A 13,694-nucleotide genomic window follows, 5' to 3' on the forward strand; every position below is an offset into this window, starting at 1 on the left:
CCCGTTTGGCAGTAACAACTCTGGTCCTGTCGGCGTTGTTCGTGCCGGCCGCGGCCGCGCAGGCCGACCTGCCCGTCGCCGACCCGTTGCCCACTCCCGGCCAGTCCGGGATCGGCCTGGAGCTGACCGAGGTGGCGCAGCTGCCCGCCTCGCAGCCGGTGCCGCCGCCGACCGACGCGCGGTTGCGCCGCTACAACCGGATCAACTACCTCGGCGAGGTGCCGGACGGCTCCGGGCGCCTGTTCGTACCGGACATGAACGGCCGGCTGTACCTGCTCGACGGCGGCACCCAGCACGTCTACCTGGACCTGGGTGCCGCGATCGGGCCGGACTTCCACAACCACCGCGGGCTGGGCAGCGGCTTCGGGTTCGCCGCGTTCCACCCGGACTTCCGGCGCAACGGCAAGTTCTACACCGTGCACACCGAGACCGGCTCCGCGCTGACCGGCAAGAAGCCGGACCTGCCCTCGCCCGCCGACACGCAGGTGCACGGCGTGATCACCGAGTGGACGGCCGCCGACCCGCGCGCCGACGCGTTCACCGGTACCCGCCGCGAGGTCCTGCGCGTCGGCTACGCGTCGTTCATCCACGGCTTCCAGGAGATCGGCTTCAACCCGACGGCGCACTGGTGGGACGAGGACCACGGGCTGCTCTACGTCGCCTCCGGCGACGGCGGGATCGGTGTGTCCACGACGGTGCCGCAGGACCTGGCGCTGCCGCAGGGCAAGATCCTGCGCATCGACCCGGCCGGCACGAACGGCGTGAACGGTCGCTACGGCATCCCGCGCTCGAACCCGTTCGCGCGCAAGGCGGGCGCGCTGGGCGAGATCTACGCGTACGGCATGCGCGACCCGTACCGGTTCAGCTGGGACTCCGGCGGCTCGCACCGGATGTTCATGGGCCACATCGGGGAGAAGGCCGTCGACGCCGTCTACGAGATCCGCAAGGGCGCCAACCTCGGCTGGAGCGAACGCGAGGCGCAGTGGGAGTACCGCCGCGGCGACCCGTCGTGCGGCGTGTTCCCGCTGCCGGCCGACGACGCGAAGTACGGCTACACCTACCCGGTCACCGGGTTCGACCACAACCGGCAGGCCTCGGTGCGGCCCTGCGCGGACAGCGGCACCGCGTTGATGGGCGGGTTCGTCTACCGCGGCGCGAAGATCCCGTCGTTGCGCGGCAGGTACATCTACGGCGAGGGCGTGAAGGGGCTGCTCTACACCGCCGACGAACGTTCGCTGCGCGCCGGCCGCCCGTTCGTCGAGTCGCGTGAGCTGATGGTGTACTCCGGCGGTGCGCTGACCACGATGAAGGCGCTCGTCGGCGACCCGAACCGGGTCGACCTGCGGTTCGGGCAGGACGCGGCCGGTGAGCTGTACGTGCTGGCGAAGGCCAACGGCAAGGTGTGGAAGGTGACCGGTGCGCGCACCTTCGCCTCCTGCTCCACCGGCTACGACCAGGTGTCCGGTGCGACCTCGGCCCGGTCGTGGGAGCCGGTGACGCCCGCGCTGTGGCAGTTCCCCGGCCGTGAGGTCGTGCTGGCCCAGCCGGGCGTCGCGCGGCCGGGTCCGCGGCGGCCGTTCGAGTACGCGGTGCTGCGCAAGGGACCCGCGTTCGGGTCGGTGCAGTTCGACGCCTCGGTGCGGCTCGACACGCCCGTGGCCGAGTCGAACCGGGACGTGGTCATCGTGTTCGGGTACCGCTCGGACACCGAGTTCTACTACGTCCACCTCTCGTCGGACAACAGCATCTACCCGCACAACGGGATCTTCGTCGTGAACAACGCCGACCGGCTGCGGCTCGACCACCAGTGGGACGCGGCACGTTCGGTCGGTGCGGCTCCCGCGGTCACCGACACCGGCTGGCACCGCGTCCGGGTCCGGCACTGCGCCGACACGGGGGAGATCGCGGTGTACCTGGACGGTTCCCGCCATCCGCTGATGACCGCCGTGGACCGGACGTTCCCGTCCGGCCGGGTCGGGTTCGGCTCGTTCGACAACGTCGGCCGGCTGCGCGACCTGCGGGTGCGCGGCGAAGGGGTGCAGTGGTGAGGCGGGCGCTCGTTCTCGGTCTGGTGGCGGCGTTCTCGGCAGGCCTGGCCGCGCCCGCGTCGGCGGTTTCACCCGCCGTCCTGCCCACGCTGGCACGCAACCTGGTGGCCTACTACGACTTCGAGCACCCGGTGCGCGGCGACCGGACGCTCGAACAGGACCGCGGCCGGTCGGGCACCGCGCTGTCGCTGGTCAACGGCGGCGCGGACATGCGGGTGCGCGACGGCGCGTTCCGCGGCTCGCGGAACTCGTTGCAGCTCAAGCAGGTCAACCCGGCCGTCGCCGGCAACGACGACTGGAAGGCCGGCCTGTACAGCGAGTCCGGGGTGCCGTCGCTGCGGGCGTTCAACGGCGCCCGCCAGGCGTCGATCATGGGCTGGGTGAAGATGACGGGCCAGAACCCGGCGCCGAACTCCAACTCCGCCAACCCGGACGACCTCTACGGCGCCATCGGCCTGGCCGGTGTGCTGTCCGGTGACTCCAACGGCCACGCCGTGCGGGCGTTGCTGGAGCTCATCGCCGTCGACGGTGAGCTGAAGCTGGTCGCACTGGGCCGGCGCCTCGACGGTGGTGAGTCGCAGACGTTCGCGGCCACCGAGGACTGGCGGACGCTGCTGCCGCAGGGCGAATGGGTCTTCCTGTCGGCGACGTTCGACTTCGACACCGGCGCGATGGCGTTGTACCGCAACGGAAAGGCGCTGGCGGGCAGATACGTCGCCGCGGGTGACCCGTGGCGGCTGGTGGGCGAGCCCGAACCCGACGTGGCGTCGGCGACGGACCCGCGTGGCTTCAAGATCGGGGGCAGCTACCCGCAGAACACCCGCGAGGGCAACGCGTGCAACTGCCGGATGGACAGCCTGATGTTCCTCGACCGGGCCGTCCGGCCGTGGGAGGTGGCCCTGCAGTACCGCTGGATGCGCCGGTGACCGGCCCGGTGTGAGCGGCGGGTGACGACCGGTTCCGGCGTTTTCACAATCTCGGACGCCGTCCCTGAAATACCGGTCGTTGCCCGCCCCGGACGCGGCGGGGCAGAGTGCGATGTGCGGCGGGAAACCGCCGACCGGAGACGGGCCATCTGAGCGAACTCGTCATTTTCACGATTTCGCCCTCCTCCCTGCGGTGGCCGCTCCGGGAATGGGAGGTTCCATCGTGTTCCGAAATCGATTGTCGGGTGCCGCGACCCTCGCCTGTCTCATTCCGCTGACCGTTCTCTCCGGTGCCGGAACGGCCGCGGCGAGCGGCTCCGACTACCAGCCGGAGATGGTGGCGGCACTCGCGAGGACGCTCGGCACCAGCGACGCCGCCGCCGTGCAGCGGCTGGACGGCGAAGCCGCCGCCCAGCGGGCGCTGACCGGGATCGTGCGCGACGGTGTGCGCGTCGACGGCGCGTTCTTCGACGGCAAGGGCGCGCTGACGGTCAACACCGACCAGGCGGGCGTGGCGAAGGTCCGCGCGGCCGGGCTGACCGCCCGCACGCCGGCCAGGGGTGAGGCGGCGCTGGCCGCCATCCAGTCCAAGCTCGACGCGCTCGCCTCCGGACAGGCGCCCTCGGGTGTGGCCGCGTGGGGCGTGGACGTGGCGGCGGACGTCGTCACGATCAAGGTCGCCGACCCCGGCAAGCCGCAGGCCAAGGCGTTCCTCGCCGAGGCGGCCGCGTTCGGGTCCGCCGTCCGGGTCGAGCGGGTGGACCGGCAGCTCAGCGCGCAGGCCACGATCTACCCCGGCAGCAAGATGACGATCAACGCCACGTCCGGCTGGTGCTCGGTGGGCTTCGGCGCCCGGTCGTCGAGCGGCACGCAGTACCTCGTCACCGCCGGTCACTGCGTGGACGGCCTGCCGGAGCTGCGCTTCGACGGCACGCGCTTCGCCAAGGGCACCAGCACCCGCTACGCGCTGGGCCGCGACAGCGTGGACATGGGCATCGCCAGGGTCGACGCGGGCAACTCGATCGCGACGCAGGTCGGGACGTGGGGCGCGGCCGGCCTGGTCTCGGTCAAGGGCAGCACGCGGGCTGCGGTCGGCTCGTCGATCTGCAAGTCCGGCGCCACGACCGGGTGGACCTGCGGTTCGATCACCGGCTACAACCAGACCGTCACCTACATCGACCGCAACGGCGGCCCGGACACCGTGATCCGCGGGCTGGGCGCGTCCACCGTCTGCACCATGGGCGGCGACAGCGGCGGTGCGTACATCTCGGGCAGCCAGGCCCAGGGCATGACCTCCGGTGGCCCGACCGACCAGCAGTGCACCTGGAACGGCGGCAACGAGCGCGGGAAGTCGTCGTACTTCCAGCCGCTCGGTGACGCCCTGTCGTACTACGGGCTGACCCTCAACGTGGGGTGACGACCGCGAATGCCGATACCTTCGGAAGGAGGTATCGGCATTCACCTTTTCGGGGCATCATCGCTACCCGTGGCAGCTCCTCATGAACTACCCGGACCCGAGTCGGTCCTGGGGCAGGAGCGGTTCGCGGACGCTCTCCGCACCGCCATCGGCCGCCGGGCACTGACCCTCGACCGGCTCCGCGTGCGGCTCGCGGAGCGGGGCGTGAACATCAGCCTGGCCACGCTCAGCTACTGGCAGCAGGGCCGCAGCAGGCCGGAACGGCCCAAGTCGCTGCGGGCGCTGCGCGAGCTGGAGGCCATCCTCGACCTCCCCCAGGGCACCCTGTTCGAGTTCCTCGAACCACCCAGGCCGCGCGGGCGCTGCCAGTCCAGGCAGGCCGTCAGCATCCGGGCCCTCTACGGGGACGACTCGCCGTTCCTGGCCGTGGCCGGAGCGGAGACCGGCGACCCTAACCCGTTCGTGTCAGTGCTCGACACGAACGAGACCTGCCACGTCGGTGCGTGCCGCACCATGCGGCGCCTCAGCACCACCCAGGTCCTGCGCTGCGTGGCCGACCGCGCCGACCGGTTCACGGTCGTGCACGGCGCGGACGAGGGCGACGCCATGCCGTGCGACCTGCACGTCCGCGGTGGCGAGGTCACCGAGCTGCGCAGTGACCCGGCCAGCGGCTACACGGCGGCCGTGATCACCCTGGCCCGCCCGCTGGCGAGGGGCGAAACGGCGGTCCTGGAGCACGAGTGGGTGCTCGGTGAGAACGACGGCCCGTCCATCTCGCACGAACGCCGGGTGCGGTACACCGAAACCTATCTCCTGCGGGTCAGTTTCGACCCGGTGGCACCTCCGCGCCGTTGTTACGAATACCGGCGCGTGAAGGTGGACGCACCTCAGCTGGACCGCAGACGCCTGCACGTGAACACCACTCCGGAAGCGCACCTCTACCTGCCGAAGTGCGCGCCGGGAATTCACGGAATCTGCTGGGAATGGGATTAGGGCGATGAGCGCCTAAGCCTCCAGCAGTGCGGTGGCCGCCACGAACGCGGCTGCCGCCATCGGCCCGTCCCCGGCCGCGAGCACCCGGTACTCCCGCACCGCGGCCGGGTGGTCGCCGAGCAGCTGGTAGCACTGCGCCACCAGGAACCGGGTCTCGTCCGCGGCCTGCTCCCAGCTCGCGTCCTCGGTCTTGAGGTGGTCCAGCCACGCCACGGCCTTGAGCCCGGCGTCGACCGCGTCCTCGTACCGGCGGGCCGCGTAGTTGGCGTGCGTGAGGTGGAACCACTGCTCCACTGTCGCGTTGTTGCGGCGCTGCGCCTGGCCCACGGCCTCGTTCAGGTCGTCCAGCGCGAGCTCCGGCGTGCCGGCGTTGATCGTCCGCAGCGCCCTCAGGTACCGCAGGTGCCCGGCCACGCGCGGATGCTCCGGTGCGGTGCGCGTGATGTCCTCCGGCAGCAGGTACAACGCCTCCAAGGCCTTCTCCGGCACGTCGTTGCGGACGAAGGTCTCGTAGGCCTCCACGGGCGGCTGCCCGGTGAGCTGTGCTTCGAGCGCCAGGAGCGTGCCCGTCGCCAGTGCGTCAGGGGCGTGCCGCTTGCCGCGGGCGATCGCGTCGAGCGCCTGCTCGTGCCGGTTCTGGCCCGCCAGCACGTATGCGAGCCAGTACTCGCCCCACGCCTGGCCCTCGCCGATCTCGTACAGCCGCTCGACCGCGTCCTGAACCGCCGCGATGCCACCCTCGACATCGCCCTCGTGCACGATCCACAACCCGATCCAGCACCGCGTCAGCTCCGCGCGCCGGCGGTCGCCGTGCTGCTCGTACGTCCGTGCGGCGCGACGCAGGACCGCCCCGGTTTCGGGGCTCTGGAAGAACTTCGCGGTGAGCTCGTCGCGTTGTGCCCGCAGCGGCTCGGGTAAGTCCTCGCTCACCCGCGACAGGCACACGCGCGCCTCGTCCGGTTCGCACCGCAGGTCGTGCAGCTCCGCGCGGTCGAGCAGCTCGGCGTCGGTGAGGTCCGGTGGTGGCGCGGGAACCGGCGGCCGGCTCGTCGGGTACAGCGCCAGGAAGTCGACGAGCTGCTCGGCCGTCAGCTTCCGCCGGATCCGGTCGCCGCACGCCGTGGTGCCGTTGCGCCGGTCGAACTGCGCGGCCAAATCCTGGGCGAGCGCGCGCAGCGTCCGTTCGGTGTCGATCCACCCGAGCTGCCGGGTGAGCGGCGTGGCGCAGGCGGCGTACTCCATTGTGGCCAGTGGGCGCTTGCGGCGCTGCAGGTCGTCCACCGCGCGCAGCCAGATCGTGCCCTCGCTGAGGTTTCCGGTGAGCGCGCAGAACAACGCCATGCCACCGTGGTCCTCCAGCCGCGAGTACTCGCCGGACATCCCGCGCGTGAGCCGCCGGAACGTCATCGCCGCGTCCTCCCACCGGCCGGCCCTGACGAGTGGCAGGAGAACCAGGTGCCGCACCCGCGTCGTCAGCTCGTCGGACACGCCCGGCTCGCGCAGGAACGGTTCCGCCAGCTCGAGTGCCCGCTCCTCGTCGCCGAGCGCCAGGAGGTGGTCGATCCGGTGCACGTCGAGCCACGGGTCCCGCGGCTCGCTCGCCGCGACCTGCTGGGCGAACGCCTCCTCCGCCCACGCCAGATCACCGATGTGCACCGCGATCCCGTGGTGCGCCCGGTACACCTCGCCCAGCGGCAGATCCCGTTGCCGGTAGCGGCGTTCCAGGTCCGCGGCCGCGGTGTGGACCTCGGCGAGCGTGCGGTCCGGGAAGTCCACCATGGCCTCGACCAGCCACGCGTACCACTCCAGCAGCTCCGCCTCGTCGTCGCGCTCGAACCGCCACGGCCGCTGCTCGTGCTCCCGCAAACACTGCTCCAGCAACGGGTAGACCAGGTCCCAGCGCCCGTCGGTCTGGTGCGCTGCGGCCAGCTCCCGGCGCGCCAGGAACGTGATGCGCGGTGCGTCGGCGACGTCCGCGCGCCACACGACCTCTTCGAGCGCCGCCGTGCGTTCGTCGCCGTGGTCGCGGGCGACGACCTCGTTCAGGTCGACCCACAGCTCACGACCCCCAGGTGTGATCACACAGCGAGCTTAGGCCGTGCCGGGCGGGTGCGGGCGATGAGAGCCGAAGATCAGCAGGCCCCGGGTGACCGGTGGCAGCTCCGCGGTCATCTCGTTGACGGCGAACGAGTTCACGCCGTCCACGTCGAACCGCACGCTCGTGAACGCGGCCAGCCCTGGACCGTGACCGGCGCGGAGTGTCCGAGCACCGCGTTAGAGCGTGGCGACCTGCACCGCCCGTGCCATCGCCGTGAACCCCTTGTCGCCGGGGTGCAGGTGGTCGCCCTGGTCGTAGTCCGGCCGGATCCGCTGCGGGTCGGCCGGATCCCTGATCACCGCGTCGAAGTCCACCACCGCGTCGAACTCCGCGCTGCCGCGGATGAACGCGTTGACCGCCTGCCGCACCTGCTCCAGCTCCGGCGTGTAGCTGTACCAGCCCTTGAACGGCGTGATCGTCGCGCCGACCACGCGCAGCCCGCGGTCGTGCGCACGGCCGGCGATCTGCCGCAGCGCCGCGATGATCTTCTGCGGGTCGGTCTCGTGCGGCGTCTGCTGGATGTCGTTGATGCCCTCGAAGACGATCACCGTCCGCACCCCGGACTGGGTCAGGACGTCCCTGTTCAACCGGGCCAGCGCGTTCGGGCCGGCCGAGGTGCCGTCGAGCAGCAGCCGGTTGCCGCTGATGCCCGCGTTCAGCACCCCGAGCCGGGTGTTGACGCGGTCGGCGAGCTGGTCGGGCCAGCGCAGGTTGGCGCCCCACGTGGAGTTCGCGCCGTCGGTGATCGAGTCGCCCAGCGCCACGACGCTGCCGCGCAGGGTCGTGGACCGCACGTCGACGCCGGAGACGTAGTGCCAGGCGGTGGTGCGTTCGCCGTAGGCGGCGCCGGACTCGGCGGCCGTGTGGTTGCCGTCGCGGGTGAAGTAGGAGTTCTGCATGGTCAGCTGGTGGTGCGTGACCGGGCCGCCGGGCTCGGGCGTGAACACCGAGATCAGCAGGTCGGAGTCGGCGGGCACGGTCAGCGCCACGCCGTCGCTCACCACGTCCGCGCCGGGGGGAGCCGTGATCGACACGGCGCCGCCGAACGTCAGCGTGCGCATGGTGCCGGGCAGGGCGGTCGGCGTGTCCGGGCCGGCCGCGAGCGCGACGGTGACCTGGCCGAAGAGCACGGGTGTGCGGCCGTAGGCGTTGGACAGGCGCACGCGGATCTCCCGGCCGCCCGCGCTGACGTGGACGATGTTGCGGATCGAGAAGTTCACGTAGCCGTTCTCGGTGCCGGGGACGGCGGAGGACGGTGCGGCGGCCCAGGTCCCGACCCAGCGGGCGGGGGCGGCGTGGGCGGGGGAGGCCGCGGCCACGACCAGCGCCACCGCCAGCAGCAAGCGCGTCATGCACTCGACCTTGGCAGCGCTCCCACCCGCGCGGTATCCGCCGTTCTGCGGGTTTGGGCGGGGGCTTGTCCGGTAGCGGACACTGAGGCGTGGCCGGAGCGCGGTGCAGCGGTGGTGTCCTGGTGGTGCTGATGGGCGTCGCCGGGCTGGTGGTCGCGCTCACCTCGGCCGGCCGCGCGAACCCGCTGTGGCAGGTGTGGGCGGCACTCGCGGTCAGCCTGTGCTGCGCGGCCGGGCTCGTCGCGCTGCACGGCAGGGCGCAGTGGCGCGAGCTGGCGGCGATCCGGCCGTTGGACAGGCGCTCGGTGGTCCTGCCCACGGCGGTGCTCGTCGCCGGGGTGGTGGCGGTGGTCGTCCTCGGCGAGGTCCTCGCCGCACGGCCCGGCGCCGGCTGGCGCGGGGACGTGCTGGTGCTGCTGGCCGTGTCCGGTGGTGCGTGGGCCGGTGCCGCGATGTTCGGGGTGCGTCACCTCGCGCTGACCCAGCCGTCCACAACGGAGCTCGCCGGGCTGGAGGCGTCCGTCGTGGAGCTGGTCGGGCTGCGGCGCAGGCTGCAGCGGCTGGCGTCCGGGCTGGGGGCACTGGTGGCGCTGTCCACGCTCGCCCTCGGCGCCGGCCTGCTGATGAGCAAGAACGCGCCGCGCGAGCTGGTGGTCGTGTTCGGCGGCGGCGGGTCGGCGACGGTCGGGCTGCTCTACGCGCCCGCGGCCGCCGCGATCCGCACCCGTGGAGAACAGCTCGTCGGCGCGGTGTTCTCCGGTCAGCCCGCCGACCGCGCCGACCTGGTGGACCGCGCCGAGCAGCGCGCGAAGCTGGAGCAGGCGATCGGCGTCGACCGGACGTTGTTCGGGGAGCTGCAGGTGGCGCTGCCCGTGCTCGGGCCGCTGATCGCGGCCGCCGCCGTCTTCCTGCCCCGCTGACGCGACCGGGACGGCCTAGGCTCCACGGCGTGTGGAACGGAGCGGAGTACCAGGCCAGGTTCGACGAGCTCGCCGCCTCGGGGATGGACGTGCACGGCGAGGCGACGTTCGTGCGGGCCTATGGACCGAAGACCGTGCTCGACGCCGGGTGCGGCACCGGGCGCGTGGGGATCGAGCTGGCCAAGCACGGCATTGAGGTCGTGGGCGTCGACGTGGACGCCTCGATGCTCGCCACCGCGCGGACCAGGGCGCCGGATGTCGAATGGGTCGAGTCCGATCTGGCCGCGCTCGATCTGGGGAAAAGGTTCGACGTGGTGGTAATGGCGGGGAACGTGCCGCTGTTCACACCGCCCGGCACGCAGAACGCTCTGGTCGCCGGAGTCGCAAAGCACGTGGGCGAAGTCCTCGTCGCGGGATTCGGCCTGGACCGCGGATACACCGTCGACGAATACGACGAGCATTGCGCGAATGCGGGTCTGCGGCTCGTGGAGCGGTATGCGACCTGGGATCGGGCGGAGTTCCGCGGCGGTGATTACGCGGTCTCGGTGCACAGCCGGAACCGGCCCGGAGAATGAGCTCGTCCAATGGTTGAGAACCGGATGGTTTCACAATCAACTACCTGGCATGCTGGCGGGCATGACCGCACGGACCGCCGGTGACCTCCTGGTGCAGCTCCAGCTGCTGAGCAGGGACATCGAGCTCGTGGCCGCGCAGCGGCTGGAGCGGGTGGGCACCTCGCTGCGCGCCGTCAGCGTGCTGAGGTGCGCGGACCGGGAGGAACGGACCCAGGGCGAGCTCGCGGAGCTCACCTGCCTGGACAAGTCGACCATGGTCCACACCATCGACGCGCTGGAACGCGCCGGTCTGGCCACCCGCCGACCGTCGCGGGAGGACCGCAGGGCGCGGGTGGTCTTCGTGACCGACGCGGGGCGTGCGCTCGTCGCGGCCACCGAACCCGTCCTCTCCGGACTGCACGACTCGGTGCTCGCACGCCTTCCGGAGGCCGATCGCGAGCAGTTCCTCCGCTCGCTGGCGGTGCTCGTCGCCGGGCGTTCGCCCGAGCCGGTGTCCACCGCGGAGCGTGCGCCGCGGCGGCGGTCGGCGCGGTGAGCGCTGTCTTCGGCGCCGGCGTGCGCGGTTTCCCGGTACGAACGGGCACGGCCGCGCCCGTTCGGGCAGGCCCTTGCCGTTGTTCGGTTATCACAAATTCGCGCGGCAGTCGAGATGTGTCCTGATAATTTCAGAAACAACCTGCGGTCCGTCTTGTGATACGTTTCACATTGTCCGCCCGCGTAAAGCGGTCAACCGCCTGTCACGTGGTGCGGCAATTGCTGTCGTTCGGTGTGCTCGGCCGGTGTTGACGTGGTCCTGATGGGTCGGTCGTGCACTCCTCCATGTGCTGAGATGCGCACGTGGGGCTGGGTGTTGCGGTGGTCAGTTGACTGAGTACCCTGATCGGCAACCGCAATGCATGATCATCTAGTGTTGGTCGTGCCGTTCTCGCGGTGCTATCTTTCCGTCGCCAATTCAGGTGGTCGTGGAGCGTTGTGAAGCTGAAGAACGTGCCTGACACAAATTACAAGACAATTCGGTCCAGGCTCACCGGCGTTGTCGTTGTTCCCAGCATCGTGCTTCTGGTGATGTGGGTGCTGTTCTCGTCGTACACCGTGTTCGACGGGATCTACCTGCGGCTCGTCGCCTCGGGTGTGCGGGACGCGTCGATTCCGGCTGTGCAGTCGTTCGCTTCGCTGCAGAAGGAACGCGAGCTCAGCATGACGAGCCTGAGCCGGCCGGGGTCGGGCACCTCCGCGCTGCAGAAGCAGTGGCTGGAGACCGACTCCGACCTGAGCACGATGAAGACCGCGTTCGCCGACCTCGCCACCCAGGCGCCGCAGGAGGTCGTCGACAGCATCGGCAAGCTCAACGGGTTGCTCGACCAGCTGCCGCAGCAGCGCGCGGTGCTGGAGGCCGGCACCGCGTCCAAGGCCGAGGTCTACCGCTACTACAACAGCGTGCTCGACGCGGGCGCCGCGCTCTACAACACCCAGGCCCGCATCGTGCCCGACGCGCCGACCGTGCAGGGCGCACTGGCCGCCGTCCAGTACTTCCAGGCCGCCGACGCGATGTCGCGCGCGGGTTCCATCGCCGCGGGCGCGCTCGCGGCCGGCCGGTTCACGCCGGAGGACCACCGCGAGTTCGTCTACCTCGTCGGTGCCTACCGCTCCTCGCTGAGCTCGATCGAGCCCTACGCGCTGAAGGACGTGCGCGAGCACTACCAGCGCATGGTCTCCAGCCCGTCGTGGCAGCAGCTCGTCGCGCTGGAGAACCGCCTGCTGCAGACCGCGGAACGACCCATCGGCAACTCCGTCGGGCTCTCCGACTGGGAGTCCGCGAGCCGTGGCGTGTCCGGCGAGCTCACAGCGCTGGTGCAGGAGCAGTCCAACGGCGCGGTCAACGTCGCGCTGGAGAACGGCGAGACCAAGTTCAACACCGTCCTCATCGGCAGCCTCGTCGCGCTGCTCGCGGTCATCGTCGGCATCTTCGTCGCGGTCCGCATCTCCAACCGCCTGGTCAACAAGGCGTTGATCGTCCGCCTGACGAACCTGAAGAGCGACTCGCTCAAGCTCGCCCACGAACGCCTGCCCGACATCGTCGAGCGGCTGCGCGAGGGCAAGCACGTCGACGTCGCCGCCGAGGTGCCCTCGCTCGACTACGGCAACGACGAGATCGGCCAGGTGGCCGACGCGTTCAACGCCGCCCAGTACACCGCTGTCGCCGCCGCGGTGAAGGAAAGCCAGACCCGTGAAGGCGTCAACCGGGTCTTCCTCGACATCGCGCGCCGCAACCAGGGCCTGGTGCACCGCCAGCTCAAGATCCTGGACCGGCTGCAGCACGAGGAGGAGAACCCCGAGCAGCTCGACGCGTTCTTCCAGCTCGACCACCTCGCCACCCGCGCGCGCCGCAACGCGGAGAACCTGATCATCCTCACCGGCGAGCAGCCGGGCCGGCAGTGGCGCAAGCCCGTGCGCATGCTCGACGTGGTGCGCGCCGCGGTCGCCGAGACCGAGCAGTACGCGCGGGTCAAGGTGCACCCGGTGCCCGAGGTGGCGCTCGCCGGTGCCGCCGTCGCCGACACCATCCACCTGATCGCCGAGCTCGTCGACAACGCGACCTCGTTCTCCCCGCCGCGCTCGCAGGTCGAGGTGCACACCAGCGAGGTGCCGCAGGGCATCGTCATCGAGATCGAGGACCAGGGCCTGGGCATCAAGCCCGAGGACCGCGAGCTGCACAACCAGATGCTGGCCGCGCCGCCCGACTTCGAGGCGATGCGCCTGCGCGGCGAGTCGCGCCTGGGCCTGTTCGTCGTCGCCCGGCTCGCGGCCCGCCGCGGCATCCGGGTCGAGCTGCGCGAGTGCTCCTCCGGCGGCACGATCGCGCTGGTGCTCATCCCGGCCGACCTGCTCGCGGGCGACGCGAACTCGGCCGACCCCGCGGACGCCCCGCAGCTGCCCAGGCCCTCCTACCGGCAGCAGGCGCAGCAGGTCCGCCCGGAGACCCACGTCCCGCAGGCGCGTCCGTCCACCGAGTCCGGGTCCGAGCTGGACCAGTTCTGGGCGGGAGCGTCGACGCAGGGCCAGGTCACGGTCACCGGCGGCGACGGCACGGAGCTGTCCCGCGCCCACACCGAGGGCTGGCCCTCCGAGACCGCCGCCGAAGGTGGGGAGATGCGTCGAGACGAACGACCGCAGTTGCCACGCCGGCAGCGGCAGCAGCACCTCGTACCTCAGCTTGCGAACGACGACCCGCGTCCCGACCCCGACCTCACCGAGTTCGACGCCGAGGAACGGGCCGAGCGCGCTCGCCACGGCCTGTCCGCGTTCCAGCGCGGCGCTCGTGACGCGCGGGCCGCGGACGACGACCTCGAACCGTGATGCGCACT

The 13,694-nt window shown here is 71.3% G+C and carries 11 protein-coding genes; 8 read left to right on the top strand and 3 right to left on the bottom strand.

Going from position 1 to position 13,694, the window contains the following annotated elements:
• Positions 1-5 precede the first annotated feature (5 nt).
• The 4 genes from ADL03_RS12720 (at position 6) to ADL03_RS12735 (ending at position 5,384) form a co-directional block, all read left to right on the top strand.
• A complete protein-coding gene (locus ADL03_RS12720) occupies positions 6-2,048 on the top strand; it encodes a sorbosone dehydrogenase family protein (protein ID WP_197288280.1) in 2,043 nt (680 codons plus the stop codon).
• The gene (locus tag ADL03_RS12725) at positions 2,045-2,974 is read left to right on the top strand and encodes a hypothetical protein (protein ID WP_053733972.1); all 930 of its coding nucleotides are present in this window, start codon (positions 2,045-2,047) and stop codon (positions 2,972-2,974) included. The genes ADL03_RS12720 and ADL03_RS12725 overlap by 4 nt, the downstream gene beginning before the upstream one ends.
• 223 nt (positions 2,975-3,197) lie before the next feature.
• Positions 3,198-4,391: a S1 family peptidase gene (locus ADL03_RS12730; protein WP_197288281.1), complete on the top strand. Its 1,194-nt coding sequence runs from the start codon at positions 3,198-3,200 to the stop codon at positions 4,389-4,391.
• Positions 4,392-4,460: 69 nt separating this feature from the next.
• On the top strand, positions 4,461-5,384 hold the full coding sequence (locus tag ADL03_RS12735) for a helix-turn-helix domain-containing protein (RefSeq protein WP_157528527.1): 924 nt from the start codon (positions 4,461-4,463) through the stop codon (positions 5,382-5,384).
• 12 nt (positions 5,385-5,396) lie between these two features.
• Here ADL03_RS12735 and ADL03_RS12740 read toward each other — a convergent pair whose 3' ends face one another.
• From ADL03_RS12740 to ADL03_RS12745, 3 genes are read right to left on the bottom strand one after another with little or no spacing between them, the layout of a single operon-like run.
• A complete protein-coding gene (locus ADL03_RS12740; protein WP_053733577.1) occupies positions 5,397-7,466 on the bottom strand; it encodes a hypothetical protein in 2,070 nt (689 codons plus the stop codon).
• Between the two features lie 9 nt (positions 7,467-7,475).
• The gene (locus tag ADL03_RS50190) at positions 7,476-7,601 is read right to left on the bottom strand and encodes a hypothetical protein (protein WP_255353355.1); all 126 of its coding nucleotides are present in this window, start codon (positions 7,599-7,601) and stop codon (positions 7,476-7,478) included.
• Positions 7,602-7,658: 57 nt separating this feature from the next.
• A complete protein-coding gene (locus ADL03_RS12745; RefSeq protein WP_053733578.1) occupies positions 7,659-8,834 on the bottom strand; it encodes an SGNH/GDSL hydrolase family protein in 1,176 nt (391 codons plus the stop codon).
• A gap of 89 nt (positions 8,835-8,923) precedes the next feature.
• Here ADL03_RS12745 and ADL03_RS12750 point away from each other — a divergent pair, with 89 nt between their 5' ends.
• The 4 genes from ADL03_RS12750 (at position 8,924) to ADL03_RS12765 (ending at position 13,686) form a co-directional block, all read left to right on the top strand.
• The gene (locus tag ADL03_RS12750) at positions 8,924-9,754 is read left to right on the top strand and encodes a hypothetical protein (RefSeq protein ID WP_053733579.1); all 831 of its coding nucleotides are present in this window, start codon (positions 8,924-8,926) and stop codon (positions 9,752-9,754) included.
• 29 nt (positions 9,755-9,783) lie between these two features.
• Positions 9,784-10,329, top strand: coding sequence for a class I SAM-dependent methyltransferase (locus ADL03_RS12755; protein ID WP_231641804.1), 546 nt, complete (start codon positions 9,784-9,786; stop codon positions 10,327-10,329).
• Positions 10,330-10,390: 61 nt separating this feature from the next.
• Entirely contained in the window at positions 10,391-10,864 is a 474-nt protein-coding gene (locus tag ADL03_RS12760) for a MarR family winged helix-turn-helix transcriptional regulator (protein WP_053733974.1), read from the top strand.
• Between the two features lie 530 nt (positions 10,865-11,394).
• Positions 11,395-13,686, top strand: coding sequence for a nitrate- and nitrite sensing domain-containing protein (locus ADL03_RS12765; RefSeq protein WP_231641858.1), 2,292 nt, complete (start codon positions 11,395-11,397; stop codon positions 13,684-13,686).
• The last annotated feature ends 8 nt before the right edge of the window (positions 13,687-13,694 follow it).

Source organism: Nocardia sp. NRRL S-836 (assembly GCF_001279525.1).
Classification (GTDB): domain Bacteria; phylum Actinomycetota; class Actinomycetes; order Mycobacteriales; family Pseudonocardiaceae; genus Lentzea.

What these genes read in the sequence shown, in the direction of transcription:
- ADL03_RS12745 (WP_053733578.1), bottom strand. Translation starts at nt 8,834, where the DNA reads ATGACGCGCTTGCTGCTGGCGGTGGCGCTGGTCGTGGCCGCGGCCTCC.
- ADL03_RS12765 (WP_231641858.1), top strand. Translation starts at nt 11,395, where the DNA reads ATGTGGGTGCTGTTCTCGTCGTACACCGTGTTCGACGGGATCTACCTG.
- ADL03_RS12760 (WP_053733974.1), top strand. Translation starts at nt 10,391, where the DNA reads ATGACCGCACGGACCGCCGGTGACCTCCTGGTGCAGCTCCAGCTGCTG.